The organism is Enterobacter cloacae complex sp. OE43NF (assembly GCF_023544405.1).
Classification (GTDB): Bacteria; Pseudomonadota; Gammaproteobacteria; order Enterobacterales; family Enterobacteriaceae; genus Enterobacter; species Enterobacter cloacae.
The window spans coordinates 1-25,845 of the sequence record NZ_JAMJFW010000021.1; the positions used below are offsets into that span (position 1 = coordinate 1).

Sequence of the window (25,845 nt, forward strand, 5' to 3'; positions counted from 1 at the left end):
CCTGCTGACCCGGCGGCGTGTGTGCCGTTGTTCCGTGTCAGTGGAGGCGCATTATAGGGAGTTATTCTGAAGTGACAAGCACAAAATACAAAAAACTTTTCGTTCGCTCACTTTTCAAACTCCACGCTTAAATACGCCGCGATTCGGGTGATAAATGCGCGATTCCCCGGGCAAAACTGCTCACCTGCGTCCAGTCGGTGTAAACCACTTCTTTACGCGTATCGGTTTCACCGCCGGTCATTTTCATAATCAGCCGAATCATAAAGCGGTCATACCAGCGGTAGCGGGGATAACGCAGCGCCCCTGCAAAGACGGCACACAGGTCTGGCTGCCACGGCGAATTCAGCAAAAACTTGCGCGTGTAGCTGTTGGTCTGCGGTGTACGTTTTTCAGGTTTGCGGGCCACCAGATTGACCGAGTAGAACGCCCCGGGCAGCTTATTGAGCGCTGCCGTATGCTTTTTCACAAAGCGATCCAGCGCAGGATGGAAATGCCCGTAACGTATAGACGCCCCAATCACCACGCGGTCGTAATCCTGCCAGGCGATTTGCTCCGTACGGTTCAGGTTCACCACATCAGAGTAAATGCCCAGCTCTTGTAGTTCAGAAGCCAGATAAGAGGCAATCTCACGCGTTTGCCCGTCTCGCGTAGAGAACAGAATAAGTGTTTTCACCGACGACTCCTTACTCGCGCCAGAATGTTGGGGTGAACAGCACCAGCAGCGTAAAGACCTCAAGACGCCCAAACAGCATATTGGCGATTAGGATCCATTTCGCGACCGGGTTCATACTGGCAAAGTTATCCGCCACGACCCCCAGGCCAGGCCCGAGGTTATTAAGTGTTGCCACAACGGACGCAAAGGCAGAGAAATCATCCACCCCCGTCGCGATGATTGCCAGCATACTGACGATAAAGACCAGGGCATACGCCGAGAAAAATCCCCACACCGCTTCGAGAATACGTTCCGGCAGGGCACGGTTGCCCAGCTTGATGCTATAGACTGCATTCGGGTGAACCAGGCGTTTTAATTCACGGTTCCCCTGCTTGAAGAGCAGCAGAATACGAATCACCTTCAGGCCACCGCCCGTCGACCCTGCGCAACCACCAATAAATGCCGAGCACAGCAGCAGCACAGGCAGGAACAGCGGCCAGCGCGCAATGCTGTCCGTGGTAAAACCTGCGGTTGTCGCCATCGACACCACCTGGAAGAACGCCTGGTTTAGCGTGGTCAATGCCGAGTTATAGACATCATGGAACCAGAGCACCAGCGTACAGATGACCACCAGCGTGAGCTGGACGCCAATAAACATACGGAACTCCGGGTCGCGCCAGTACACCTTCAGGCTACGTCCGCTGAGTAATGAGAAGTGTAGACCGTAGTTACAGCCGGAGATCAGCAGGAAAATAGCAATAATGGTGTTGATCGTTGGACTATCAAAGTAGCCCACACTGGCATCGTGGGTAGAGAATCCGCCGATGGCGATTGTCGCGAAGCTGTGCCCGATGGCATCGAACGCGGGCATACCGGCAAACCACAGCGCCAGCGCACAGGCAACAGTCAGTAAAACATAAATCAGCCACAGGGTCTTCGCCGTCTCGGCAATACGCGGGCGCATCTTGTTATCTTTCAGTGGCCCTGGCATTTCTGCCCTGTATAGCTGCATGCCCCCGACGCCCAGGATAGGAAGGATGGCCACCGCCAGAACAATGATCCCCATACCACCGAACCATTGCAGCATCTGGCGATAAAAGAGAATGGCGTGGGGTAACGAATCCAGCCCAACCAGCGTAGTCGCGCCGGTAGTCGTTAAGCCGGAGAAGGATTCAAAAAAGGCATCCGTGATGCTCAGATTGGGCTGTTCAGAGAAGATAAAGGGCAGCGAACCGACGCTTCCCAGCACCGTCCAGAACAGCACCACAATCAGAAACCCTTCACGTGATTTCAGCTCACCTTTCTGACGACGGTTTGGCCACCACAGCAGCGAGCCAATCGCCAGCGCAACAAAGAAGGTCTGGGTAAATGCCCGCCCCGCGCCGTCCCGGTAGATAAGCGCCACCAGTCCTGGGAGAATCATTGTCCCGGAAAAAAGTATGACCAGCAGTCCAACGATTCGGGTTATGGCACGAAAATGCATCTCTGCCGCTTCCTTTGGTATTCAAAAAGTGAGGTGGGGATTATTCTTCAATCGGCAGCAATTGCAACGAACCGCGACTAAAATCCGCCAGTTTTGCCGAAAAAGCAGCCTGTTCAGCCTGAGGAAGCGCCACGCGCAATTGCACCATTGCCTGGTAATCACTGTGTGCAATCACACCGTTAAACTGTTTAAGCAGCGCTTCGACACCCGATAGCTGGGCGTAGTCGCACAACAAAGTATATTCGGTGAGTGGCGTTTTGCGGGTAGTGACCAACATATTAAGCGCCTGCTGTACGCCCCCGCCATACGCTTTCACCAGCCCACCGGTACCTAATAAAATGCCGCCGTAGTAGCGAACAACCACGGCGGTGATTTCACCCACGCCACTGCCCATGAGCTGGGAAAGCATAGGTTTACCGGCAGTACCCGCCGGTTCACCGTCATCAGAAAAACCCAGCTGCTGCGAATCGTCTGGCGGCCCGGCGACCCACGCCACGCAGTGGTGACGGGCGTCGGGATGCGCAGCGCGGACAGACTCAACAAACGCCTTTGCCGCCTCTACGCCATCGGTATGTGCCAGCAGCGTAATAAAGCGGCTTTTCTTGATTTCTTCAACAAAGGTGACCGGCTCAGCCGGTATCAGCCAGCTTTCCATCAGGCCAGCTTCAGGTCTCGCGTCATATTCTCGATACCGTTCTCATGAATCACGACGTTATCTTCGATACGAATACCGCCAAACGGCTTCAGCGCGTCAATTTTTTCCCAGTTGAAGTGCTTGCTGAACTGACCTTCGCGCCATGGCGCTAACAGCGATTCGATAAAGTAGATCCCCGGCTCGATGGTCAGCACCATGCGCGGCTCAAGGATACGCGTGCAACGCAGGTAAGGATATTTAGACGGCGCGGCGAGGTGCGTGCCGGTATCATCCTGCATAAAGCCCGCAACATCATGAACCTGCAGACCCAGCGGGTGGCCGATACCGTGCGGCATAAAGGGTCCGGTCAGATCGTTTTCGACCATCGCCTCTTCGCTCATGTCTTTCACGATCTGGTGTTTACGCAGCAGTTTAGCGATGCGCTGATGGAACTGGATATGGTAATCCACATAGCTGGTTCCGGCTTTCATGGTGCTGATAAGCGCCAGTTGCTCATCGTTGACGTCTTTAATCAGATGCGCAAAATCGGTATCCGCATTGGCCGCCCAGGTACGGGTCAGGTCAGCCGCGTAGCCGTTGTACTCTGCGCCTGCGTCCAGCAGGAAGCTGCGCATCTCAGACGGCACATGGTGATCCAGTTTGGTGTAATGCAGCACAGAGGCATGCTCATTCAGAGCGACAATGTTGCTGTACGGCACATCGGTGTCACGGTGACCGGTCGCGGTGAGGTACGCCTGATTGATATCGAACTCGCTCATACCGGACTGGAAGGCTTCATGCGCTGCACGGTGACCATTCACCGCCGTTTTTTGCGCTTCACGCATGCAGTAAAGTTCGTAGTCGGTTTTATACGCGCGGTAATAGTGCAGGAAATCCAGCACCCCTTTCGGGTTGAGTTTGTCTGCCGGGATATCCAGACCCAGCGCACGCTCCGGGACCGGGCCAATGTAGGCAATATTGCCACGCGCGGCAGGCAACTGGCTGCCAATACCGTCGGCTTTTGGTAAAGCCATGACGTCCACTTCTTCTGTCCAGAAGCTGGTCGGCAGCGGCTCAACGTTGTGCCAGTAATCCACAGGCAGATAGAACCACAGTTTCGGCTTGTTCACGCCATCCACCAGCAACCAGCAATTTGGCACCTGTGTTACCGGCACCCAGGCTTTAAACTGCGGGTTAACCTTAAACGGATACGCATGGTCATCCAGGAAGGTATTCATCAGCTCGCCGGAGTGGATTAACAGCGCATCCAGCTTAAAGCGGGCAAGTACATCACGGGTACGTTCCTGTAGGGTAACGATATGATTTTTATAAAGCGAAGCCAGTGAGTCCATCATTCTTCCTTTCGTTTTTTTGACCTCAAGTCCTCGCATCTTAGCACACCTGTCTCCGGCTGCGTGATTTCCACCGACCGTGATCAATGCAGCAATTTCTTAATGAGTAATTTGCATTTTATTAACATAAATCCCACACTCCGACTCATCTGGTATGACCAGATCCACTTGCTGGATTCAGGAGACTGACATGCTCTACAAAGGCGACACCCTGTACCTCAACTGGCTGGAAGATGGCATTGCCGAACTGGTGTTCGATGCCCCCGGCTCAGTCAACAAGCTTGATACCGCGACGGTGGCCAGTCTTGGCCAGGCGCTGGATGTACTTGAAAAGCAAACTGATTTAAAGGGGCTGCTGCTGCGCTCGAACAAAGCGGCCTTTATTGTTGGTGCCGATATCACCGAATTTCTTTCACTGTTCCTGGTGCCTGAAGAACAGCTGAGCCAGTGGCTGCACTTTGCCAACAGCGTCTTTAATCGTCTGGAAGATCTGCCTGTCCCGACCCTTTCCGCCGTTAACGGCTACGCGCTGGGCGGCGGCTGTGAATGCGTGTTGGCCACCGACTACCGCCTCGCCACACCGGATCTGCGCATCGGCCTGCCGGAAACCAAACTGGGCATTATGCCGGGCTTTGGCGGCTCCGTACGTATGCCGCGCATGCTGGGTGCCGACAGCGCGCTGGAAATTATTGCCGCAGGTAAAGATGTTGGCGCAGAGCAGGCGCAAAAAATCGGCCTGGTTGATGGCGTCGTGAAGCCAGAAAAACTGATTGAAGGCTCCCTCGCCATTCTGCGTCAGGCCATTAACGGCGATCTCGACTGGAAGGCCAAACGCCAGCCGAAACTGGAGCCGTTAAAGCTCAGCAAGATTGAAGCAGCCATGAGTTTCACCATCGCCAAGGGGATGGTGATGCAGACGGCGGGTAAACACTACCCGGCGCCGATCACGGCGGTGAAAACCATCGAAGCCGCAGCCCGCTTTGGCCGTGACGAAGCCCTGAAACTCGAAAACCAGAGCTTTGTCCCGCTGGCACATACCAATGAAGCCCGTGCGCTGGTGGGTATCTTCCTCAACGATCAGTTCGTGAAAGGTAAAGCAAAACAGCTGACGAAAAACGTTGAGACGCCAAAACATGCGGCGGTACTTGGCGCTGGCATTATGGGCGGTGGCATCGCTTACCAGTCCGCCTGGAAGGGCGTGCCGGTGGTGATGAAAGACATCAGCGAGAAATCCCTGACGCTGGGGATGACCGAAGCGGCCAAGCTGCTCAATAAACAGCTGGAACGCGGCAAAATTGACGGTCTGAAACTCTCAGGCGTGATCTCTACTATCCAGCCCGTACTGGAATACACCGGTTTTGACCGCGTCGATGTGGTGGTTGAGGCCGTGGTAGAGAACCCGAAAGTGAAGAAAGCGGTACTGGCCGAAACGGAAGAGAAAGTGCGTCCGGAGACCGTACTGGCCTCTAACACCTCGACGATTCCGATTAGCGAGCTGGCAAGCGTCCTGAAGCGCCCGGAAAACTTCTGCGGAATGCATTTCTTCAACCCGGTGCATCGCATGCCACTGGTCGAAGTGATCCGCGGCGAAAAAACCTCTGACGACACCATCGCAAAAGTGGTGGCGTGGGCCATTAAGATGGGCAAAACCCCGATTGTGGTCAACGACTGCCCGGGCTTCTTCGTCAACCGCGTACTGTTCCCTTACTTCGCTGGTTTCAGCCAGCTGCTGCGCGACGGCGCGGACTTCCGCAAAGTCGACAAAGTGATGGAAAAACAGTTCGGCTGGCCGATGGGGCCGGCGTATCTGCTGGATGTGGTTGGCATTGATACCGCGCATCACGCGCAAGCGGTTATGGCGGCGGGCTTCCCACAGCGCATGCAGAAAGATTATCGCGATGCGATTGACGCCCTGTTTGACGCCAACCGCTTTGGTCAGAAAAACGGTCTGGGCTTCTGGCGCTATAAAGAAGACAGCAAAGGCAAACCGAAGAAAGAAGAAGATCCGGCGGTGGATAGCCTGCTGGCCGGGGTTAGCCAGCCAAAACGTGACTTCACGGACGATGAAATCATCGCCCGGATGATGATTCCGATGATCAACGAAGTGGTGCGTTGCCTGGAAGAAGGCATTATCGCCAGTCCGGCAGAAGCCGATATGGCGCTGGTCTATGGCCTGGGCTTCCCTCCGTTCCACGGTGGCGCGTTCCGCTGGCTGGATACGCTCGGCAGCGCCCGCTATCTCGATATGGTGCAGCAGTATCAGCACCTCGGCCCGCTGTATGACGTGCCGGAAGGGCTGCGTAATAAAGCGCGCCATAACGAATCCTATTACCCAGCAGTTGAGCCAGCCCGTCCGGTTGGCGAGCTGAAAACGGCTTAAGGAGTCACAATGGAAAAGGTTGTCATTGTTGATGCGATTCGCACCCCGATGGGCCGTTCAAAAGGCGGCGCATTCCGTAACGTGCGTGCAGAGGATCTCTCAGCGCACCTGATGCGTAGCCTGCTGGCGCGTAATCCGGCGCTGGACCCGGCTGCGCTCGACGATATCTACTGGGGCTGTGTGCAACAGACGCTTGAGCAGGGCTTCAACATCGCCCGCAATGCTTCGCTGCTGGCGGAGATCCCACATTCGGTGCCGGCAGTTACCGTCAACCGTCTGTGCGGCTCCTCAATGCAGGCACTGCATGATGCGGCGCGTATGATCATGACCGGTGACGCGCAGGCCTGCCTGGTCGGCGGCGTGGAGCACATGGGCCATGTGCCAATGAGCCACGGGGTCGATTTCCACCCGGGCATGAGCCGTAACGTGGCGAAAGCCGCAGGAATGATGGGCCTGACCGCTGAAATGCTGTCCCGCCTGCACGGAATTAGCCGTGAAATGCAGGATACCTTCGCCGCGCGTTCTCATGCTCGTGCATGGGCCGCCACGCAATCCGGCGCGTTTAAGAATGAGATCATCCCGACCGGCGGCCATGATGCTGATGGCGTTCTGAAGCAGTTCAGCTACGACGAAGTGATCCGCCCGGAAACCACCGTTGAAGCGCTATCCACCCTGCGCCCGGCGTTTGACCCGGTCACCGGTACGGTCACGGCAGGTACCTCGTCGGCGCTGTCTGACGGAGCGGCCGCGATGCTGGTAATGAGCGAAAGCCGCGCCCGCGAGCTGGGGTTAACGCCTCGCGCCCGGGTGCGCTCAATGGCGGTGGTAGGCTGCGATCCTTCTATCATGGGTTACGGCCCGGTTCCGGCCTCGAAGCTGGCGCTGAAGAAAGCGGGATTGACCACCAGTGATATCGACGTGTTCGAGATGAACGAAGCCTTCGCCGCGCAGATCCTGCCGTGCATTAAAGATCTGGGGCTGATGGAGCAGATCGACGAGAAAATTAACCTCAACGGCGGCGCGATCGCCCTCGGTCACCCGCTGGGCTGCTCCGGGGCGCGTATCAGCACAACGCTGATTAACCTGATGGAACGCAAAGACGCGCAGTTTGGTCTGGCAACGATGTGTATTGGGTTGGGTCAGGGTATCGCAACGGTGTTTGAGAGAGTGTAAGGCTATAACGTAGGCCCGATAAGCATCGCGCCATCGGGCTTTTGCCGGGAGGTGCTGCGCTTTCCCGGCCTACGAGAGGTACCTCGCCGCAAGTGACGCCATTTGCGAAGAGAGACAGTTTAGTTGCCGTTCTTCCCGCCTGTCAGGGGCGGGTTTTTTATTTAGATAAACGCAAAAGCATCGCCAAACAGACGATCTTCACGCGCATCACGTTCGTTACAGAACAGGTCACGGGCAATTTTCGCCATCTCAAAGCGGCCAGCGATATAGATATCGTGCCCTGCCAGCGTGCCATGATCCTGCAGTACCGCCGTCAGCACTGTGCCGCTACGCCCACGCCAGCCCTCTTCCGGCTGCTCAACCACCGGTTCAACACGCAGGTTGCGATGGTTAACGCTCAGCGCTTCAAGCTCAGAGAGATCGTAGAGATGTTTCTCTTCGCGGCCACCCCAGTAGATAGTGATATCACGGTTCGGGTTACGCGCCAGGGCCGTCAACAGAATAGAGCGCACGTAGGAGAAGCCTGTACCACCGGCAATCAGGATCAGCGGACGGTCTTCATCGTCACGCAGCCATGCATCACCGTGTGGAATATCCACCACGATCTCGCGCTCTTTAAGAATGCGGTCCATGACGGCCATTGCATACAGGTTAAGCTCTGACGCACCAATATGAAGCTCAATAAATTCCTGCTCCGCTGGCGTTGAGGCCATAGAGAAAGGACGCTTATCACGTTCATCCATCACGACCATCAGGTACTGACCAGCACGGAAAGAGAATGCCGCTTCAGGCACTAAACGGACGCGATATACGGTGTCGGTGATAGCATCTACCGAGGTCACTTTACAGCTTAAGGTTGTCATTCGCTCTCTCTGTCGGGAAGTCTATAGGGCTTAACGGTCAGCCTGCGGTTTACCGTTATTCATTATGGCCAGTTCGTCCCAGATCGCGTCAATTCGCGCGGTCACAGCAGGATCTTTCTTGATCGGGCGACCCCATTCACGGTCGGTTTCGCCAGGCCATTTATTTGTGGCATCCAGTCCCATTTTTGAGCCAAGACCGGAGACCGGCGAGGCAAAATCCAGATAATCTATCGGCGTGTTTTCCACTAACACCGTATCGCGCGCCGGATCCATTCGCGTGGTAATGGCCCAGATAACATCATTCCAGTCGCGGGCGTTAACGTCATCATCGCAGACAATCACAAATTTGGTATACATAAACTGGCGCAGGAAAGACCATACGCCCATCATCACGCGTTTAGCGTGACCAGGATACTGCTTCTTCATTGTGACCACCGCCAGGCGATACGAGCATCCTTCCGGCGGCAGATAGAAATCAACAATTTCCGGGAACTGCTTTTGCAGGATCGGCACAAACACCTCATTCAGCGCCACGCCCAGTACTGCAGGTTCATCCGGTGGACGTCCGGTATAGGTGGAGTGATAAATCGCATCTTCACGCTGGGTAATGTGCGTGACGGTAAACACCGGGAAGTTATCCACTTCGTTATAATAGCCCGTGTGGTCACCGTACGGGCCTTCGGGTGCCAGCTCGCCCTGTTCAATGTAACCTTCCAGGACAATCTCTGCACTCGCGGGCACTTCGAGGTCGTTAGAGATACACTTCACGACTTCCGTTTTGGTGCCACGCAGCAGTCCTGCAAAGGCATATTCAGAGAGTGTATCCGGCACTGGCGTTACCGCGCCCAGAATGGTGGCGGGATCGGCACCTAACGCAACTGAGACCGGAAAACGCTCGCCCGGGTGTGCAGCGCACCACTCCTGGAAATCCAGCGCGCCGCCGCGATGCGACAGCCAGCGCATGATGAGCTTATTCTTGCCAATCAGCTGCTGGCGGTAAATACCCAGATTTTGACGCTCTTTATGCGGCCCGCGTGTGACGGTGAGCCCCCAGGTAATGAGTGGCGCGGCATCTTCAGGCCAGCACTGCATGATCGGGATTTTGGTCAGATCTACCGCATCCCCTTCCAGCACTTTCTGCTGGCACGGCGCGCCGCGCAGACGTTTGGTTGGCATGTTCAGCACCTGCTTAAACTGCGGCAGCTTGTCGAACAGATCGCGGAAGCCTTTCGGTGGCTCCGGCTCTTTCAGAAACGCCAGCAATTTACCCACTTCACGTAACGCTGTGACGTCCTCCTGGCCCATGCCCAACGCCACACGGCGAGGGGTTCCAAACAGGTTGCACAGCACCGGCATTGAATAACCCTTTGGGTTTTCAAACAGAAGCGCCGGGCCACCGGCACGCAGGGTGCGGTCAGCAATTTCTGTCATTTCCAGATAAGGATCGACAGGAAGCGTAATGCGTTTGAGTTCGCCCTGCTTTTCCAGCAGCGTCAGGAAGTCGCGGAGATCGTGGTATTTCATGCAGTTAATCATGGCCTCTCTGTAAGCGCTTCATTATACGGCGTAAGCCTGCGTGATGCTGTAATTTTGTTAAATTAGCGTGAACTTCTGCATCCTGTTCCCTTTTCGGCCATTATAATCAACTTAGCGATCCCGCCAGGGTTTTGATATGCTTGCGCCCGAAACTAAGGGAAAGAGTGATTATGCAGGCCTGGTATTTACTGTATTGCAAACGCGGGCAACTTCAGCGCGCGCAGGAACATTTAGAACGTCAGTCTGTAAATTGCCTGACACCCGTGATCACGCTTGAAAAAATGCAGCGCGGGAAGCGCACAACCGTCAGTGAGCCGCTATTTCCGAACTATTTGTTCGTGGAATTCGACCCGGAAGTGATCCACACCACCACCATCAGCGCCACGCGCGGCGTCAGCCATTTTGTTCGTTTTGGTGCGCACCCGGCAACGGTGCCGTCGACGGTGATCCATCAGCTTTCGGTTTATCAACAACCTGAAGATATTACCGACCCAGAAACCCCGTACGCAGGAGACAGTGTCGTCATCACCGAAGGTGCCTTCGAAGGCCTGCAGGCGATTTTCGCCGAGCCGGACGGTGAAGCACGCTCCATGTTATTGCTCAATCTGCTTAATAAGCAGGTGCTACAGAGCGTGAAAAACACCGACTTCCGCAAAGTTTAAAAATCAATGCCAAACAGGCGACGCACGTTGTCATCCGTCTGCGCAGATAACCCGTGCGGATCCTCTCCGCGCCACTGCGCCACGCTCGTGACAATATGCCCCAGCCATGCCGGTTCGTTACGTCGCGATGCCGGTTTTGGTTTCATATCACGCGGCAATAAATAAGGCGCGTCGGTTTCTAGGAGCAACCGGTCGGCCGGGATCACCGGCAACAGTTCGCGAAGCTCCAGCCCGCGGCGTTCATCGCACACCCAGCCGGTAATCCCCAAATAAAGCCCACGATCCAGACAGTCCAGCGCCTCCTGACGTGAACCGGTAAAACAGTGCAGCACCGCGCCTGGCAGTTTATCCAGCCAGGGATCCAGCAGCGCGAGGAAGCGCTCATGCGCGTCGCGACAGTGCATAAACACCGGCATTTCAAGCTCGGCCGCCAGGGCAAGTTGCGCCGTAAACGCTTTTTCCTGCTCGGCAGGGGTGGAAAAATTGCGGTTGAAATCGAGCCCACATTCCCCGATAGCCACCACTTCGGCAGTTTTCGCCAGCCTGTGAATGATTTCAGCGCTCTCCGACGTCCACTGGCTGCTGTCATGAGGATGCACGCCCGCGGTAGACCAGCAGCGATCGTAGCGTTGGGCCAGCTGTCGCGCCTGCTCGCTTTCATGCAGGTTGGTGCCTGTCAGCAACAATCCTTTTACGCCGGCGGCAAACGCGCGCGCCACGACGTCGTCGCGATCTTTGGCAAACTGTGAACTGGTCAGGTTAAGTCCAATATCAAACATGCAATTCCCCATATGACAACCGCCCTGACGGGCGGCTGGTTTTACTCTTCAGTGCTCTTTTCAGAGACGTCGTCTTCATCCTCTGACCGACGCCCTTTCCCCACATAGAAACGTGAGAAGAAGACGCCTACCTCAAACAGACAGTACATCGGTATGGCCAGCAGCGTTTGCGAGAAGACATCGGGCGGCGTCAGCAGCATGCCGACCACAAATGCGCCGACCAGAATATACGGACGCTTTTTACGCAGGTCTTCTGGTGTGGTTACACCCACCCAGCAAAGCAGCACAATCGCAACCGGCACTTCGAACGCCACGCCGAATGCCATAAACAGCGCCATCACAAAGCTGAGGTAGCTGGCAATATCGGTCGACACCTGTACCCCTTCCGGCGCGGTATGCGTCAGGAAGCCAAAGGCCAGCGGGAAGACAACAAAATAGGCAAACGCCATGCCGATATAGAACAGCAGCGAGCTGGAGACCAGCAGCGGGATCACCAGTTTGCGTTCATGCTTATACAGAGCGGGCGCCACAAACGCCCAGATCTGATACAGCAGGATGGGTGCAGAAGCGATCAACGATACCCAGAACGTGAGCTTAATGGGCGTAAAGAACGGCGAAGCAACGTCCGTCGCGATCATCGTTGCGCCCAGCGGCATCTGCTTTATCAGCGGCGCGGAGACAACCTGGTAGATGTCGTTGGCGAAATAAACCAGGCATAAGAAAATAACGAAAACCGCAATAATGCAGTTTAACAGGCGCTTACGCAGCTCAATGAGGTGCGTAATGAGCGGTTGAGTATCATCTACTGCCATGTTTACGCTTTATCACTCGACGAGGGGGATGATTCGGTAACAGGCGCGGCGGGCTTTGCTTCAGCCGCGTTGACCACAGGGTCTTCCGGCTGCGCCTGTTTTTTCAGTTCAGGTTCCTGCGGCGTATGTTCAGGCGCGGTGGCCTGATGCTCCGCGCTGGCAGGCGTTACGCCCTCGCGCTGCGCTTCACTGTTCTTCACCACCGGGTTATGGATGGTGTTCGCTTCATCGCTCGCTTTTTCAGGATCGTTAACGCTGTAGGAGCGCTTCATGGATTCTGCCGCTTCGCGCAGTTCATCCATGGAGGCTTTCAGTTCCGGCGTCAGGTTATCCATGCTCGCCTTCTCAACCTTTTTCAGGCTTTCCTGAAACTCCTGCAGCTTAAGTTCCTGCGCCAGCTCGTTCTGTACGGTGGATGCCAGCGAACGAAGCGCACGCACCCACCCCACAACCGTTTTTACTGCAACGGGTAAACGCTGTGGCCCCAGCACGATGAGGCCAATCACAAAGACCAGCAGCAGCTCACTAAAACCAATGTCGAACACGACTTACACCTGCTCTTTATCGTGGCGTTTAGCGTCTTCCTTTTTGGCATCTTCTTGCTTGTCGGAGATGGATTTAGCAGTAAAGTCAGCGTCCTGGCTGGTTTTATCCTGCTTGCTCTCATCATCGCTCATTGCTTTCTTGAAGCCTTTGATAGACGCGCCCAGATCGGAACCGATAGAACCGAGCTTTTTGGTGCCAAACAGCAGCACGACGATGACGGCAATAATGACTAATTGCCAGATACTGATACCACCCATACATATTCCTCAGAGATAGATGATTAATTAGTCAGACCGCATTATACGTATGCGACCTGGTGATAGCGATGCCTGTTCAGCGCGTCTTTCTCCAGCCAACGAACCAGACCACTATTCCGGCAGCCATTAGCCAGGCGGGCATCATCTGCCAGTCCGGACGGTTGATTAATAACAACGTACCACTGAGCAGCAGGGTTGCGCCAATGCCAAACAGATAGCGAGACTGGCCCTGGCGTACGCGGTTCGACTGAAGCTCGTGGGCGATTTTATCCATGCTGAGCTGAAGGTTCTTGCTCTGACGCAAACTGTCATACACCAGTTCAGGAAGTTCCGGCATTTTTTCAACCCAGAACGGGGCTTTCTCTTTGAAAGCTCGTACCAGAGCCGGAATGCCAACCTGATCCTTAATCCAGGATTCCAGGAACGGTTTCGCGGTCTTCCACAAGTCTAACTGAGGATAGAGCTGTCGACCTACACCTTCAACGTAAAGTAATGTTTTCTGAAGTAAAACAAGCTGTGGCTGCACTTCCATATTGAAGCGGCGAGCGGTGTTAAACAGATTCAGCAACACGTGACCGAACGAGATTTCCGCCAGCGGTTTTTCAAAAATCGGTTCACAGACGGTACGGATGGCAAACTCAAACTCTTCGACATTGGTGTCCGGCGGAACCCAACCTGAGTCAACGTGCAGTTCAGCCACTTTACGGTAGTCACGATTAAAGAAGGCGATAAAATTCTCCGCCAGATAACGCTTATCTTCTTTATTGAGCGAGCCGACAATACCGCAATCAATGCCGATATATTGCGGGTCGTCCGGATGCTCATAGCTCACAAAGATATTGCCCGGATGCATGTCTGCGTGGAAAAAGCTGTCGCGGAAGACCTGAGTAAAGAAGACCTGTACGCCACGTTCAGCCAGCAGCTTCATGTTCGTTCCCTGTTTCTCCAGGGCCACGACATCCGAGACGGGAATACCGTAAATACGTTCCATGACCATCATGTTCTGGCTGCAGTAGTCAGAATAGACTTCAGGAACATACAGCATCGGGCTGTTTTCAAAATTGCGCCGTAGCTGAATGGCGTTTGCCGATTCGCGCAGCAGGTTTAGTTCATCGATCAGCGTTTTTTCATATTCCCGTACCACTTCCAGCGGGCGCAGGCGGCGTCCGTCAGGGAGCAGACGCGGAACCCAGCGCGCCAGACGATAGATAAGCTTCATGTCCGCTTTGATGATCGGCAGAATATCCGGGCGGATAACTTTGATAACGACTTCTTTGCCATTCTCTTTCAGACGCGCGGTATGCACCTGGGCAATGGAGGCAGAAGCCAGCGGCTGAATGTCGAAATCGTCGAACCAGGTCTCAACAGGAATATTGCCCATCGCCTCTTCGATCTGTTTTTTCGCGCGCACGCCGTCAAACGGGGCCACGCGATCCTGCAGCAGTGCCAGCTGATCGGCAATCTGGGGCGGGAAAAGATCGCGACGGGTCGAGAGCATTTGGCCGAATTTAATCCATACCGGGCCCAGCTCCTGTAGCGCCAGACGCAGGCGTTCACCCAGCGGCTGTCCTTTGTGGCGATTAGGCATCCAGAACAACATCCGCCGCCAGATACGAAGCGGCAGCGTGATACGCATTTTGGGGATAAGCTCATCGAGCCCGTAACTCAAAAAGGTGTGGACGATAAAATAGAGGCGCCGAATTTCACCAGGCGTCATTTGCCCTCCAGTTTTTCCAGCCGTTTGGTTAACGCATCAACCGCACGTTCAACAGCCGCAGTCTCTTCCGCGAACCAGGCCACTTCCAGCGGTCCGGGGGCCATACGCCACTCTTCAGTCAGCACTTCTGCCGCATAGCGCTGCTGACGTTGCAGGCTTTTACGCAGGAAGGCGGTACCACCATGCAGGGCTTTGCCGATCCCTTCCGCTGCAATGTCGCCAATAAACGGGGCAAGCAGTTCCGCCGGGTCAAACTCGGCTAAATCGCTGAGCGCAACGAAATTTTGTACGACCTGAATGTCGCCTTCCACTTCCAGCTCACCGCTGCGGATCAGCGCCGTCAGTTGCTGGCGGTCACGCAGTTTTGGCAGCACGCTCATGCGCGTGATGACAGAGCAGTCGGCGTCTCCTTCCCACTCCCCCAGAACATCAAGCTGGCGTTCGCTGAAGACCAGCACAAGCGGCGTCGAGAACTCTTTTAAAACGATCCGCAATACCTTCCCGTTAAGTCGCTGCCGCGCGGCTTTTAGCGCTGGCGCGCGATAGAGAAAGGCATTCAGTACATTCTCGATGCCTGCGGTGACTAAGGGTTTAAAGGGCACAGGACACCTCCACTCAGAACTTATAACCGCGATGCAGTGCGACGACACCCGCCGTCATGTTGAAATACTCAACGTTTTCAAACGCCGCATCCTGCATCATAGCCTTCAGGGTGTCCTGATCCGGGTGCATGCGAATGGATTCCGCCAGATAGCGGTAGCTTTCTGCGTCGTTTGCCACCAGTTCGCCAATACGCGGCAGAACATGGAATGAATAGGCGTCGTAGGCTTTGCTCAGTGGCTCGATAATCGGTTTGGAGAACTCAAGCACCAGCAGACGTCCGCCCGGCTTCAGCACGCGATACATTGAGCGCAGCGCTTTTTCTTTATCGGTGACGTTACGCAGGCCAAAAGAGATAGTGATGCAGTCAAAGGTATTGTCCGGGAACGGCAGTGCCTCGGCGTTTGCTTGAACATATTCCACATTCCCCACCACGCCGATGTTACGCAGCTTCTCACGCCCCATTTTCAGCATGGAGTCGTTAATATCAGCCAGAACAACACGCCCGGTTTCACCCACCAGACGGGAGAATTTCGCGGTCAAATCGCCCGTGCCGCCGGCAAGGTCCAGTACCGTTTGTCCACGACGCACACCGCTACAGTCGATGGTGAAGCGCTTCCACAAGCGATGAATGCCGAATGACATCAAGTCATTCATCACATCGTACTTCGCCGCCACGGAATGAAATACGTGGGCCACCATGTCAGCTTTCTGCGCTTTGGCGACAGTCTGAAAGCCAAAGTGCGTTGTGTCTTGTGAATCGTCAACCATCTCAGAGCCTGCTTATCAGTAAAATGTTCGTGAAGTGTAACAGATTGGGCGCGTTTGCCCTACGTTTCAACCACCACGTAAGAAACGCGCCTGATGCGGGTCTGGCGATAACTCTGCCGCTAACTCGTTGTCTTCACTGTCTCTCTTTTGTCCATCAGCGCCTTCGCGCAGGCGAAACTCTTCGTCCTGTACCGTGGCTTGCTCAACCAGTTCCGGATTAATCTCGCGTTTAACCTCCACCCCCAGGCCGCGGAAGGCTTCAGCTTGCGCCAGCAGATTGCCCCGCCCGGAGGCGAGTTTTTTCATCGCCTGGCGGTAGTTATCCTGCGCGCGGTCCAGGCTTTGCCCGACCGAGGACATATCATCCACAAAGAGGCGCATTTTGTCGTACAGCTTGCTGGCGCGATCGGCAATCTGCTGCGCGTTGCGGCTCTGATGTTCATAGCGCCACAGGTTGGCAATGGTGCGTAACGCCACCAGCAGCGTGGTGGGGCTGACCAGCATAATGTTGTTTTTCAGCGCTTCAGTTATCAGTTCCGGCTGTCTGTCGAGTGCCAGCAGAAAAGCAGGCTCTACCGGGATAAACATCAGAACGTAGTCAAGCGAGCGCAAACCCGGCAACTGCTGATAGTCTTTTCTGCCCAGCAGACGAATATGGTTCCGCACGGAGGCAATGTGCTCCTGCAACGCCGATTCGCGGGTGTAGTCATCCTCCGCGTTGAAGTAACGCTCATAGGCCACCAGCGTCATTTTGGCATCAATCACCACATCTTTACCCTGCGGAAGACGCACGATCACATCTGGCTGCATTCGCGAGCGGGCGTCGTTTTCTATGCTGACCTGGGTTTCGTATTCATACCCTTCGCGCAGTCCAGAGGCTTCCAGCACCCGCGTGAGGACGACTTCACCCCAGTTACCCTGCGTTTTGTTATCCCCTTTCAGGGCGCGGGTCAGGTTGACCGCTTCCTGCGCCATTTGTGCATTCAACTGCTGCAGATTACGAATTTCGTGTGCCAGGGTGTGCCGCTCGCGGGCCTCCTGACCAAAGCTGTCCTGCACCTGACGACGGAAACCGTCCAGTTGCTCACGCAGAGGCGTCAGGAGACTGTTCAGACTCTGGCGGTTTTGTTCGTCAACGCGGCGGTTGCTGTGCTCAAAAATGCGGTTCGCGAGATTCTCAAACTGTTCGCTGAGGCGCTGCTCGCTGTTCATCATCTGGCGGATTTTGTCTTCCGCATGCAGTTGAGTGGATTCCAGGCGGGTCGTGACTTCACGGAGATCGGCTTCCAGTGAGGTGTTGATATCACGCAGATTGCGCAGTTCGTTGTTGAGTAACTCGCACTCGTCTCGCCAGTGTTCACTCAGCGCAAGCTGCTGTTTTGTCGCGCTTAACTCGGCGACTATCTCTTCACGCTCTGCCAGCTGATCGGCCTTTTGCTGCGCGTGCTGATAGCTGGAAATCAGCCAGCCTATCGCCACGCCCGCGAGCGCAATCACCGCGTAAATCAGAATTGAGAGATCCACAATGCCCCCTGCATCAACGTATTACCGCACAAAATAAGATTGTGCTGTATAAACGTCCAGTTTGAAAGGGTTTTCCTGCGAGGCGCTACGCAAAAAATAAAGGCCGAACGTGTCGGCCTTTGATGTCAGAAGAGAGGATTAGATCAGACGACGGGCCGCTTCAACCACGATTTTTACCGCATGACTTTCGGTTTGTTTCATGGTTTCGGCGTTCGGGATTTCCTGCTGGGTACGGTTGACGATAACCCCCGCCACCATACCGGCACGCAGACCCTGGCTTGCGCACATAGTCAGCAGCGTTGCAGATTCCATTTCATAGTTCATCACGCCCATAGACTGCCACTCTTCCATAGAGCCTTTAAAACGGCTCACCACACGGCCAGAGAAGGTGTCGTAACGCTCCTGACCCGGGTAGAAGGTGTCCGACGAGGCGGTTACGCCCACGTGCGTGGTTGCGCCAACGGATTTCGCTGCTTCAACCAGCGCCGTCGTACATTCAAAATCGGCAACCGCCGGGAATTCCATTGGTGCAAAGTGCAGACTCGCCCCATCCAGACGCACGGACGCGGTAGTCACCAATACATCACCCACGTTGATATGCGGCTGGATCGCACCAGTCGTCCCGATACGCAGGAACGTCCGGATGCCCAGCTGCGCCAGTTCTTCAACGGCAATGGAGGTAGATGGGCCACCGATACCGGTAGAGCACACAATCACGGCCTTACCATCCAGCTCTGCACGCCAGGTGGTGAATTCACGATGGGCTGCCAGCTTAACCGGCTTATCCATCAGCGCGGCGATCTTTTCCACACGCTCAGGATCGCCCGGGACGATCGCAAGCGTAGCCCCTTGTAAATCGTTTTTGGTGAGGCCGAGATGAAAAACATCAGACTTAGACATAGGTGACTCCTCTGTGGGTCGGTTAGTCAGAAGAAGTAAAACGGTACTTTACAGAAGCGATACGCATAATTTCGTGACACATCTCACCATGAATGAAAATGATTGCAGTAGATTTCCATAAAAAAGTGATTTACATCACATTAACAAGTTATATCGTGGTGTGCTGCACAAAAGATAGACCGTTTAAGGCACTGTGGGTTGTTAACCTGGTGTCTATATTTACCTTTGCGCTAACTCATTGGTACGGAGAATGCCATGACTGAAAAAACCGGTTTTGCACCTGCTGCGGCTCCGCATGCCTCAACCATCGTCTCAACGCCTGAAGACGCCATTACGGCGGGAGAGACCTCCATTCCCTCGCAGGGGGAAAATATGCCTGCTTACCACGCGCGACCAGCATCGGCAGACGGTCCGCTGCCGATCGTGATTGTGGTTCAGGAAATTTTCGGCGTTCATGAACATATTCGCGACCTCTGCCGCCGACTGGCGCTGGAAGGTTACCTGGCCGTTGCGCCAGAGCTCTATTTCCGTCAGGGCGATCCGAACGACTACAGCGATATCCCAACGCTTTTGAGCAACCTGGTCAGTAAAGTGCCGGATGCACAGGTGCTGGCCGATCTGGATCATGTTGCCAACTGGGCGGCGCGTAACGGCGGTGATGCGCATCGACTGATGATAACGGGGTTCTGCTGGGGCGGACGCATTAGCTGGCTGTATGCCGCGCACAATCCGCAGCTGAAAGCTGCTGTGGCCTGGTACGGTAAACTGGTGGGCGAAAAAACGCTGAACTCGCCAAAACATCCGGTTGATATCGCCACAGACTTAAATGCCCCGGTGCTGGGACTGTACGGTGGTCAGGACACGGGAATTCCACTCGATACGGTAGAGACCATGCGCCATGCGCTACGCGCGGCGAATGCGAAGGCCGACATTGTCGTGTACCCGGATGCCGGACACGCGTTTAATGCCGATTATCGCCCGAGCTATCACGCGGAATCAGCCAAAGATGGCTGGCAGCGGATGCTGGCGTGGTTTAGCCAGTACGGCGGCAAGAAAGCGTAAACATAAAAGCCCGGTGGCGGCGATGCCTTACCGGGCTACATAATGGGATCGACTCTGTCTTAACCCTGACGCAAATTCTGCGCCGCTTTCACCATATTCGCCAGCGCCGCGCGGGTTTCCGGCCAGCCGCGGGTTTTCAGACCGCAGTCCGGGTTCACCCACAGGCGCTCTGCCGGAATGCGCTGGGCGGCTTTCTTCAGCAGGGCTTCGATCCACTCCACGCTCGGCACGTTCGGGGAGTGAATGTCATATACGCCCGGCCCAATTTCGTTCGGATAATCGAACTCTTCGAATGACTCCAGCAGTTCCATATCTGAACGCGAGGTCTCGATGGTGATCACGTCGGCATCCAGTGCGGCGATGGAATCCATGATGTCGTTAAATTCGCAGTAACACATGTGGGTGTGGATCTGCGTGTCGTCCTTCGCCACTGCGGCGTTGATGCGGAACGCTTCCACACCCCACTGCAGGTAGGCGTCCCAGTCGCTGCGACGCAGCGGTAATCCCTCGCGCAGGGCCGGTTCGTCAATCTGGATGATGCCAATCCCCGCCGCTTCCAGATCCGCCACTTCATCGCGCAGCGCCAGCGCAATTTGCTTCGCGATGGTTTCACGGGTCACGTCCTCACGCGGGAAGGACCAGCAAAGAATGGTCACCGGACCGGTCAACATGCCTTTTACCGGCTTGTCGGTCAGGGACTGGGCATATTTAGCCCATTCGACGGTGATCGGGTGCGGACGGCTGACGTCACCGATCACCACCGGTGGTTTTACACAGCGGGAACCATAGCTCTGTACCCAGCCGTTTTGGGTAAAGACGAAACCGTCCAGATGTTCACCGAAGTACTCCACCATGTCGTTACGCTCTGCCTCCCCGTGAACCAGCACGTCCAGGCCTAAGCGCTCCTGCTCCACAATCGCCTGTTTGATATGTTCCGCGATGCCGGTGCGGTAGTTGGCCGCATCAAGGTTGCCCTTTTTGAAGTCCAGGCGCAGGCCGCGGATCTCGGTAGTTTGCGGGAAGGAACCGATGGTGGTGGTTGGCCACGCAGGCAAGTTGAAACGGGCGCGCTGGGCTTCTGCACGCACTTCATACGGGCTTTGACGCTGGCTGTCCTGCGCGGTGATAGCCGCCAGACGTTTTTCCACCGCCGGGTTGTGAACGCGAGACGAATGACGACGGGCCTGAATCGGAGCGCTCCATTCGGTAATCGCCGCCGTGTCGCCGCTGTTCAGGGCGTCACGCAGCAGAGTCAGCTCTTCACATTTCTGCAAGGCAAAGGCAAACCAGCTTTTCACTTCCGCATCCAGGCGGGTTTCAACGCTGAGATCGATAGGGCTGTGCAGCAGTGAACACGAAGAGGCCACCCATATTTCACGTTTGCCGACGATGTCCTTAATCTGAGCATATTTTTCTGTCAGATCGGCGCGCCAGACATTACGACCGTTCACCAGCCCGGCAGAGAGCAGCCACTCCGCTGGCAGGCGCTTGTGCAGTTCTGCAACATCATCTTTTCCATGCACCAGGTCAACGTGCAGGCCCTGCACTGGCAATTTGGTGATGGTGCCGAGGTTCGGCGTCACACCTTCAAAGTAGGTGGTAAGCAGCAGCTTCACCTGCCCGGTCAGTGCATCGTAAGCCGGTTTGAAGGCATCGAGCCACGCTTGCGGCAGTTCGAGCACCAGCGCCGGTTCGTCGATTTGCACCCACTGAATACCGCGTTTGCCCAGCTCAATCAGCACCTGTTTGTAGACCGGCAGGATATCCTTCAGCAGGCTCAGACGCTCGAACGGCTCGCCTTTGACTTTCCCTAACCACAGGTAGGTCACTGGCCCCAGCAGCACCGGTTTCACCTGGTGCCCCAGTGCCAGCGCTTCGTCCACTTCATCCAGCAACTGGGTCCAGGTCAGTTTGAACTGCTGACCTTTAACAAACTCCGGCACCATATAGTGATAGTTGGTGTTAAACCACTTGGTCATTTCCGCCGCTGCCGCTGGCTCACCGGTTGGCGCACGGCCACGGCCGATGCGGAACAGCGTGTCGATATCTACCGATCCATCGTTGTTCTGATGACGAGCCGGGACATTGCCAAGCAGCAGGCTGGTCGTCAGAACATGGTCGTACCAGGCGAAATCGCCCACCGGCAGCAGGTCTACGCCCGCCTGTTTTTGCTGCTCCCAGTGGCGGGCACGCAGTTCGCGGCCCACTGCCAGCAGCTCTTCACGCGTGGTGTTTCCTGCCCAGTAGCTTTCTTGTGCTTTTTTTAGCTCGCGACGCAGGCCAACGCGAGGGAAACCGAGAGTGTGATTGCGGATTGTCATGTCATGCCCCTTGTGAAATTCGTTATTTAGACGTCCAGATGTTTACACATCTATAATTGGCAGGTACTGTATATTCCTCAAGCGCAAAATGTTCATGGCGAAGTGAAGGACTTTCATGATCGAGATAAAACACCTGAAAACGCTACAAGCGTTGCGAAACTGCGGTTCTCTCGCGGCGGCGGCGGCCTCACTGCACCAGACTCAGTCCGCCCTTTCTCACCAGTTCAGCGATCTGGAACAACGTCTCGGCTTTCGTCTTTTTGTGCGTAAGAGCCAGCCGCTGCGCTTTACTCCCCAGGGCGAGATCCTCCTGCAGCTGGCAAATCAGGTGCTGCCGCAAATTGCCAGCGCGCTTCAGTCCTGCAATGAGCCGCAGCAAACTAAATTGCGTATCGCCATTGAGTGCCACAGCTGTATTCAGTGGCTGACCCCCGCGCTTGAGAACTTCCGCCAGAAGTGGCCGCAGGTAGAAATGGACTTTACCTCCGGCGTGACGTTTGACCCGCAGCCGTCACTCCAGCAGGGCGAGCTGGATCTGGTGATGACGTCAGACATTCTGCCGCGTAGCGGCCTGCATTATTCGCCAATGTTCGATTATGAGGTGCGTCTGGTGCTGGCACCGGATCATCCGCTGGCCAGCAAGACGCGTATCACCCCGGAAGACCTGGCGACTGAAACGCTGCTGATATACCCGGTGCAGCGCAGTCGCCTGGATATCTGGCGCCATTTCCTGCAGCCGGCGGGCATCAGCCCACAACTGAAAAGCGTGGATAATACGTTGCTGTTGATTCAGATGGTTGCCGCCAGAATGGGCATCGCGGCGCTGCCGCACTGGGTGGTAGAGAGTTTTGAACGCCAGGGCCTGGTGGTCACCAAAACCCTGGGAGAAGGACTGTGGAGCCGGCTGTACGCCGCCGTGCGCGATGGCGAGCAGCGTCAGCCGATCACGGAAGCGTTTATTCGCTCAACGCGGAACCACGCGTGCGACCATCTTCCGTTTGTGCGGAGCGCGGAGCGACCCAACGGCGATGTACCCACAGCGAAGCCAGGATCACCGCTCCCCCAATAAGGAAACTCGGCCAGTGGGGCTGTTGCTGCCAGATAGCAAGGTTTACCAGTAGCCCCGCGGGCACGTGCACGTTGTTCATGATGCCCAGCGTACCGGCGTCTACCTGAGTTGCGCCATAGTTCCACATGAAGTACCCCAGCCCCGAGGCCACCACGCCCAGCCAGACCAGAATGCCCCACTGCACGGTAGTGGTAGGTAATTTTTGCGGGTTACCCAGCATAAACCAGGCTGCGACCGCGACCACCGCCGCCCCCATATAGAACCAGGCAAACGCGTTGTGCTGCGGCATCGGGCGGGTTTCCATCAGGCGCTTGTAGCCCACCATACCAATAGCGAAGCTGATGTTTGCTAACTGCACGAACATCAGGCCGGTCCAGAAGTGATCGCTCACTTTATCGTAGCGAATAATCGCCGCGCCAATCACCGCCAGCGCTGCGCTCAACAGATAGCCCCAACGCAGACGACGCCTGCTGAGCAGGTCGTAAATCAGCGTGATATAGAGCGGCGTCAGCACCGTAAAGAGCAGGAACTCCGAGACGGACAAGTAGATATACGCCCGAAAGCTGAACAGATACATGATGCCGAGCTGCATCGCCCCCACCAGCATATACAGCAAAACGGTTTGCAGGGATTGTCCGCGCGTACGCAAAAAGGGCAGGAACACCAGCGCCGCCAGCCCCACGCGCATCAGCACCGAGAAATAGCTGTCGACCGATCCGGCAAGGTATTCGCCAATCAGGCTAAAGGAGAAGGCCCACAGGATAGTGGTGATAATGAGTAGCGCCACAATGCTTGTCTCTCAGAAAGAAGGAGAGGCATTGTAGCGAACTCTTTAGTTGACAACTGAGCAATAAATAACCAAATGAAGATTATTCAAGGAACAGCTTGCGCAGATATTTTGGTACCGCATTGTCTGCGTTGGTGCCGATCACTTCCAGCTCCGGGTGCAGGTCTTTCAGGCGCTGGTGCGCGTTCTGCATGATGCAGCCTTTACCCGCCATAGAGAGCATCTCAGCATCGTTCATGCCATCACCAAAGGCGATACAGTCTTTCAGCTCAAAGCCCATGCGTTTGGCCACCGCTTCCAGAGCGTGCCCCTTGGAAACGCCACCCGCCATCACTTCCAGGCAGGTCAGCGTGGAGAAACTTACGTTGACGCGATCGCCCCAGCGGGCGTTGATCGCCTGCTCCAGCGGCAGCAGTTCTTCGTGACTTTCGCAGGTAAAGAAGACTTTGCTGATCCCTTCCGGCTCGAGCAGACCTGGCTCATACAGGGAGTAGTTAAACACCGCTTCTTTGAAGAAGCGCATCTCTTCCGGGCGGTGGCGGTTCATGAACCAGTCATCGTCGCGGTAAACGTTCGTGACGATAGCCGGATTATTGTGCACCACACCGAACAGATCGGCGGCAATATCACGATCCAGGTTGTGGGTAAAGATCAGATTGCCATCGGTGTCGTGAACGCGCGCACCGTTGGAGGTGATCATGTACGATTTAATCTCAAGATTATCGCGGATCTGCCCCACATCCACGTGGTGGCGCCCGGTGGCAAACACAAAGTGCACGCCACGGGCAGTCAGCAGCTTTAAGGTCTCTTTCGCGTACGGCGACAGGGTGTGGTCGGGGGAAAGCAGCGTGCCATCTAAATCAGATGCAACAACCTGGTACATAGGAAAATTTAACCTCAATAGAAAATCAGTTATGCCGGTCGAAAAACTCGACGATGGCGTTAAGCGCGACTGAGCGCATAGCGTCCTTTTCAAAAAGGATCTCATGGTACGCGCCGTTGATGACCAGCGGTTTACCCCCTTCACAAGGGTGACCGGCGGCAGCGCGCAGTTCACAAAAACGGTCATGCATGCGGTTATCCACCACACGCTCTTCTTCAGCCTGAATCAGGAGTGTCGGCGTGTCATCATCACCAACGCCCGCCAGAACCTGCTCCCCGGCATGTATCCCCTCCCGCACCCAGTGCCAGGTGGGGCCGCCAACGCGCAAGCGAGGCTCATCGGCATAGAAGCGCAGGTTGCGGCGATAACGCTGACGGCTATGGGTTAAGACATTGAGGGCAAACGGCAAAGCCCGCCAGCGCCCTGTTCCGATGGCGTAACCTTCACGTATGCGCTGATGGCCCTCAGCCCAGTCGAGAAGATGGCGCACCATCCAGTCCGGAAAACGTATCACAATGCCATACATCGGCGCGGTCAGCGCAATGGCATCGCACTGGTGATCGTAGCGCTGCAAAAAGAGCGTAGAGATCGCGCCGCCCATGGAGTGCGCAAGAATATAGCGCTTACGCCACGGGCCGGGCTGCACTTCCTGCTGCCAGAAGGCGGCAAGATCGTCGACATAATCACTGAAGTTATCTACGTGGCCGCGATGGGTATCTGGCAACATTCGACCAGAAAGCCCCTGCCCGCGATGGTCTATAATTAACACGTCAAAACCCAGATGGAACAGGTCGTACGCCAGCTCGGCATATTTTATGTAGCTTTCGATACGCCCGGGGCAGACCACAATCACCCGGTCATTTTTTTCATCACGGAAACGAACAAAGCGCACCGGGATATTCCCGACGCCCGTAAACTCATCTTCCTCACGCTGACGCCAGAAATCGGTCAGCGGCCCCATGGAGAAAGCAGCAAATGCGTTTTCTCGTGTTTCCCAGTCCTTTTTCTGCTGCAACATCGGGTTTCCACCCCCCGTCATTCAGGGAATATCGTTTTTTTCGTAACTGGTCACAAAATGACTC

The 25,845-nt window shown here is 55.5% G+C and carries 24 protein-coding genes; 5 read left to right on the forward strand and 19 right to left on the reverse strand.

Going from position 1 to position 25,845, the window contains the following annotated elements:
- Positions 1–127 precede the first annotated feature (127 nt).
- From hemG to pepQ, 4 genes are read right to left on the reverse strand one after another with little or no spacing between them, the layout of a single operon-like run.
- Complete coding sequence (hemG, locus tag M8370_RS11755) at positions 128–673, reverse strand: menaquinone-dependent protoporphyrinogen IX dehydrogenase (protein WP_250021093.1); 546 nt, start codon at positions 671–673, stop codon at positions 128–130.
- 10 nt (positions 674–683) lie between these two features.
- Positions 684–2,135, reverse strand: a complete 1,452-nt coding sequence (trkH, locus tag M8370_RS11760; protein ID WP_013099227.1) for a Trk system potassium transporter TrkH — start codon at positions 2,133–2,135, stop codon at positions 684–686.
- A 40-nt stretch (positions 2,136–2,175) separates the two neighbouring features.
- A complete protein-coding gene (locus tag M8370_RS11765) occupies positions 2,176–2,790 on the reverse strand; it encodes an IMPACT family protein (RefSeq protein WP_013099228.1) in 615 nt (204 codons plus the stop codon).
- Positions 2,790–4,121, reverse strand: a complete 1,332-nt coding sequence (gene pepQ / locus M8370_RS11770; protein WP_013099229.1) for a Xaa-Pro dipeptidase — start codon at positions 4,119–4,121, stop codon at positions 2,790–2,792. The genes M8370_RS11765 and pepQ overlap by 1 nt, the downstream gene beginning before the upstream one ends.
- A 190-nt stretch (positions 4,122–4,311) precedes the next feature.
- Between pepQ and fadB the strand changes: the two genes are divergently transcribed.
- On the forward strand, positions 4,312–6,501 hold the full coding sequence (fadB, locus tag M8370_RS11775) for a fatty acid oxidation complex subunit alpha FadB (protein WP_250021094.1): 2,190 nt from the start codon (positions 4,312–4,314) through the stop codon (positions 6,499–6,501).
- 9 nt (positions 6,502–6,510) lie between these two features.
- Positions 6,511–7,674, forward strand: a complete 1,164-nt coding sequence (fadA, locus tag M8370_RS11780) for an acetyl-CoA C-acyltransferase FadA (RefSeq protein ID WP_020688730.1) — start codon at positions 6,511–6,513, stop codon at positions 7,672–7,674.
- Positions 7,675–7,835: 161 nt separating this feature from the next.
- Here the strand turns inward: fadA and fre are convergent, their stop codons facing one another.
- Together fre and ubiD are read right to left on the reverse strand one after the other, a co-directional pair.
- Complete coding sequence (gene fre, locus M8370_RS11785; RefSeq protein ID WP_062729351.1) at positions 7,836–8,537, reverse strand: NAD(P)H-flavin reductase; 702 nt, start codon at positions 8,535–8,537, stop codon at positions 7,836–7,838.
- A gap of 30 nt (positions 8,538–8,567) precedes the next feature.
- Positions 8,568–10,070 (reverse strand): 4-hydroxy-3-polyprenylbenzoate decarboxylase, encoded by a 1,503-nt coding sequence (gene ubiD / locus M8370_RS11790; RefSeq protein WP_161496900.1) that lies wholly within the window; start codon positions 10,068–10,070, stop codon positions 8,568–8,570.
- Between the two features lie 173 nt (positions 10,071–10,243).
- Between ubiD and rfaH the strand changes: the two genes are divergently transcribed.
- On the forward strand, positions 10,244–10,735 hold the full coding sequence (gene rfaH, locus M8370_RS11795) for a transcription/translation regulatory transformer protein RfaH (RefSeq protein ID WP_013099234.1): 492 nt from the start codon (positions 10,244–10,246) through the stop codon (positions 10,733–10,735).
- Here the strand turns inward: rfaH and tatD are convergent.
- The 9 genes from tatD to udp all read right to left on the reverse strand — a co-directional run bounded on the left by tatD (position 10,732) and on the right by udp (position 18,641).
- Positions 10,732–11,514: a 3'-5' ssDNA/RNA exonuclease TatD gene (gene tatD / locus M8370_RS11800; RefSeq protein ID WP_250021096.1), complete on the reverse strand. Its 783-nt coding sequence runs from the start codon at positions 11,512–11,514 to the stop codon at positions 10,732–10,734. The two genes, rfaH and tatD, sit on opposite strands and share 4 nt — an antisense overlap.
- Positions 11,515–11,555: 41 nt before the next feature.
- A complete protein-coding gene (tatC, locus tag M8370_RS11805; RefSeq protein WP_013099236.1) occupies positions 11,556–12,326 on the reverse strand; it encodes a Sec-independent protein translocase subunit TatC in 771 nt (256 codons plus the stop codon).
- A gap of 2 nt (positions 12,327–12,328) precedes the next feature.
- A complete protein-coding gene (gene tatB / locus M8370_RS11810) occupies positions 12,329–12,871 on the reverse strand; it encodes a Sec-independent protein translocase protein TatB (protein WP_023621768.1) in 543 nt (180 codons plus the stop codon).
- 3 nt (positions 12,872–12,874) lie between these two features.
- The gene (tatA, locus tag M8370_RS11815; protein WP_013099238.1) at positions 12,875–13,129 is read right to left on the reverse strand and encodes a Sec-independent protein translocase subunit TatA; all 255 of its coding nucleotides are present in this window, start codon (positions 13,127–13,129) and stop codon (positions 12,875–12,877) included.
- Between the two features lie 76 nt (positions 13,130–13,205).
- Positions 13,206–14,846 (reverse strand): ubiquinone biosynthesis regulatory protein kinase UbiB, encoded by a 1,641-nt coding sequence (gene ubiB / locus M8370_RS11820; RefSeq protein ID WP_020688734.1) that lies wholly within the window; start codon positions 14,844–14,846, stop codon positions 13,206–13,208.
- Positions 14,843–15,448 (reverse strand): ubiquinone biosynthesis protein UbiJ, encoded by a 606-nt coding sequence (gene ubiJ, locus M8370_RS11825; RefSeq protein WP_029883134.1) that lies wholly within the window; start codon positions 15,446–15,448, stop codon positions 14,843–14,845. Before ubiJ ends, ubiB begins: the two co-directional genes overlap by 4 nt.
- A 13-nt stretch (positions 15,449–15,461) precedes the next feature.
- Positions 15,462–16,217 (reverse strand): bifunctional demethylmenaquinone methyltransferase/2-methoxy-6-polyprenyl-1,4-benzoquinol methylase UbiE, encoded by a 756-nt coding sequence (gene ubiE, locus M8370_RS11830; protein WP_013099241.1) that lies wholly within the window; start codon positions 16,215–16,217, stop codon positions 15,462–15,464.
- A gap of 66 nt (positions 16,218–16,283) precedes the next feature.
- The gene (gene rmuC / locus M8370_RS11835) at positions 16,284–17,741 is read right to left on the reverse strand and encodes a DNA recombination protein RmuC (protein ID WP_150058295.1); all 1,458 of its coding nucleotides are present in this window, start codon (positions 17,739–17,741) and stop codon (positions 16,284–16,286) included.
- Between the two features lie 138 nt (positions 17,742–17,879).
- Positions 17,880–18,641, reverse strand: coding sequence for a uridine phosphorylase (gene udp / locus M8370_RS11840; protein ID WP_003860792.1), 762 nt, complete (start codon positions 18,639–18,641; stop codon positions 17,880–17,882).
- A 255-nt stretch (positions 18,642–18,896) separates the two neighbouring features.
- Here udp and M8370_RS11845 point away from each other — a divergent pair, with 255 nt between their 5' ends.
- Positions 18,897–19,703 carry a dienelactone hydrolase family protein gene (locus M8370_RS11845; RefSeq protein WP_013099243.1) on the forward strand — a complete coding sequence of 269 codons (807 nt, stop codon included), beginning with the start codon at positions 18,897–18,899 and terminating at the stop codon, positions 19,701–19,703.
- 59 nt (positions 19,704–19,762) lie between these two features.
- On the opposite strand, the gene metE is transcribed toward M8370_RS11845, so the two are convergent.
- On the reverse strand, positions 19,763–22,024 hold the full coding sequence (gene metE / locus M8370_RS11850) for a 5-methyltetrahydropteroyltriglutamate--homocysteine S-methyltransferase (RefSeq protein WP_250021098.1): 2,262 nt from the start codon (positions 22,022–22,024) through the stop codon (positions 19,763–19,765).
- A 115-nt stretch (positions 22,025–22,139) separates the two neighbouring features.
- On the opposite strand from metE, the gene metR reads away from it, so the two are divergent.
- On the forward strand, positions 22,140–23,093 hold the full coding sequence (gene metR, locus M8370_RS11855; protein WP_013099245.1) for an HTH-type transcriptional regulator MetR: 954 nt from the start codon (positions 22,140–22,142) through the stop codon (positions 23,091–23,093).
- On the opposite strand, the gene M8370_RS11860 is transcribed toward metR, so the two are convergent.
- The 3 genes from M8370_RS11860 to pldB form a co-directional block, all read right to left on the reverse strand.
- Positions 22,981–23,880 carry a carboxylate/amino acid/amine transporter gene (locus M8370_RS11860; RefSeq protein ID WP_023621553.1) on the reverse strand — a complete coding sequence of 300 codons (900 nt, stop codon included), beginning with the start codon at positions 23,878–23,880 and terminating at the stop codon, positions 22,981–22,983. The genes metR and M8370_RS11860 overlap by 113 nt on opposite strands.
- Before the next feature lie 82 nt (positions 23,881–23,962).
- Entirely contained in the window at positions 23,963–24,763 is an 801-nt protein-coding gene (gene yigL, locus M8370_RS11865) for a sugar/pyridoxal phosphate phosphatase YigL (protein ID WP_013099247.1), read from the reverse strand.
- A gap of 25 nt (positions 24,764–24,788) precedes the next feature.
- Positions 24,789–25,781 (reverse strand): lysophospholipase L2, encoded by a 993-nt coding sequence (gene pldB / locus M8370_RS11870; RefSeq protein ID WP_013099248.1) that lies wholly within the window; start codon positions 25,779–25,781, stop codon positions 24,789–24,791.
- Positions 25,782–25,845 lie beyond the last annotated feature (64 nt).

Excerpts from the sequence above, each read along its gene's own strand:
- trkH (WP_013099227.1), bottom strand. The coding sequence starts at position 2,135 with ATGCATTTTCGTGCCATAACCCGAATCGTTGGACTGCTGGTCATACTT.
- M8370_RS11765 (WP_013099228.1), bottom strand. The coding sequence starts at position 2,790 with ATGGAAAGCTGGCTGATACCGGCTGAGCCGGTCACCTTTGTTGAAGAA.
- pepQ (WP_013099229.1), bottom strand. The coding sequence starts at position 4,121 with ATGGACTCACTGGCTTCGCTTTATAAAAATCATATCGTTACCCTACAG.
- fadB (WP_250021094.1), top strand. The coding sequence starts at position 4,312 with ATGCTCTACAAAGGCGACACCCTGTACCTCAACTGGCTGGAAGATGGC.
- fadA (WP_020688730.1), top strand. The coding sequence starts at position 6,511 with ATGGAAAAGGTTGTCATTGTTGATGCGATTCGCACCCCGATGGGCCGT.
- fre (WP_062729351.1), bottom strand. The coding sequence starts at position 8,537 with ATGACAACCTTAAGCTGTAAAGTGACCTCGGTAGATGCTATCACCGAC.
- rfaH (WP_013099234.1), top strand. The coding sequence starts at position 10,244 with ATGCAGGCCTGGTATTTACTGTATTGCAAACGCGGGCAACTTCAGCGC.
- tatD (WP_250021096.1), bottom strand. The coding sequence starts at position 11,514 with ATGTTTGATATTGGACTTAACCTGACCAGTTCACAGTTTGCCAAAGAT.
- tatC (WP_013099236.1), bottom strand. The coding sequence starts at position 12,326 with ATGGCAGTAGATGATACTCAACCGCTCATTACGCACCTCATTGAGCTG.
- tatA (WP_013099238.1), bottom strand. The coding sequence starts at position 13,129 with ATGGGTGGTATCAGTATCTGGCAATTAGTCATTATTGCCGTCATCGTC.
- ubiB (WP_020688734.1), bottom strand. The coding sequence starts at position 14,846 with ATGACGCCTGGTGAAATTCGGCGCCTCTATTTTATCGTCCACACCTTT.
- ubiE (WP_013099241.1), bottom strand. The coding sequence starts at position 16,217 with ATGGTTGACGATTCACAAGACACAACGCACTTTGGCTTTCAGACTGTC.
- udp (WP_003860792.1), bottom strand. The coding sequence starts at position 18,641 with ATGTCTAAGTCTGATGTTTTTCATCTCGGCCTCACCAAAAACGATTTA.
- M8370_RS11845 (WP_013099243.1), top strand. The coding sequence starts at position 18,897 with ATGACTGAAAAAACCGGTTTTGCACCTGCTGCGGCTCCGCATGCCTCA.
- metE (WP_250021098.1), bottom strand. The coding sequence starts at position 22,024 with ATGACAATCCGCAATCACACTCTCGGTTTCCCTCGCGTTGGCCTGCGT.
- metR (WP_013099245.1), top strand. The coding sequence starts at position 22,140 with ATGATCGAGATAAAACACCTGAAAACGCTACAAGCGTTGCGAAACTGC.
- yigL (WP_013099247.1), bottom strand. The coding sequence starts at position 24,763 with ATGTACCAGGTTGTTGCATCTGATTTAGATGGCACGCTGCTTTCCCCC.
- pldB (WP_013099248.1), bottom strand. The coding sequence starts at position 25,781 with ATGTTGCAGCAGAAAAAGGACTGGGAAACACGAGAAAACGCATTTGCT.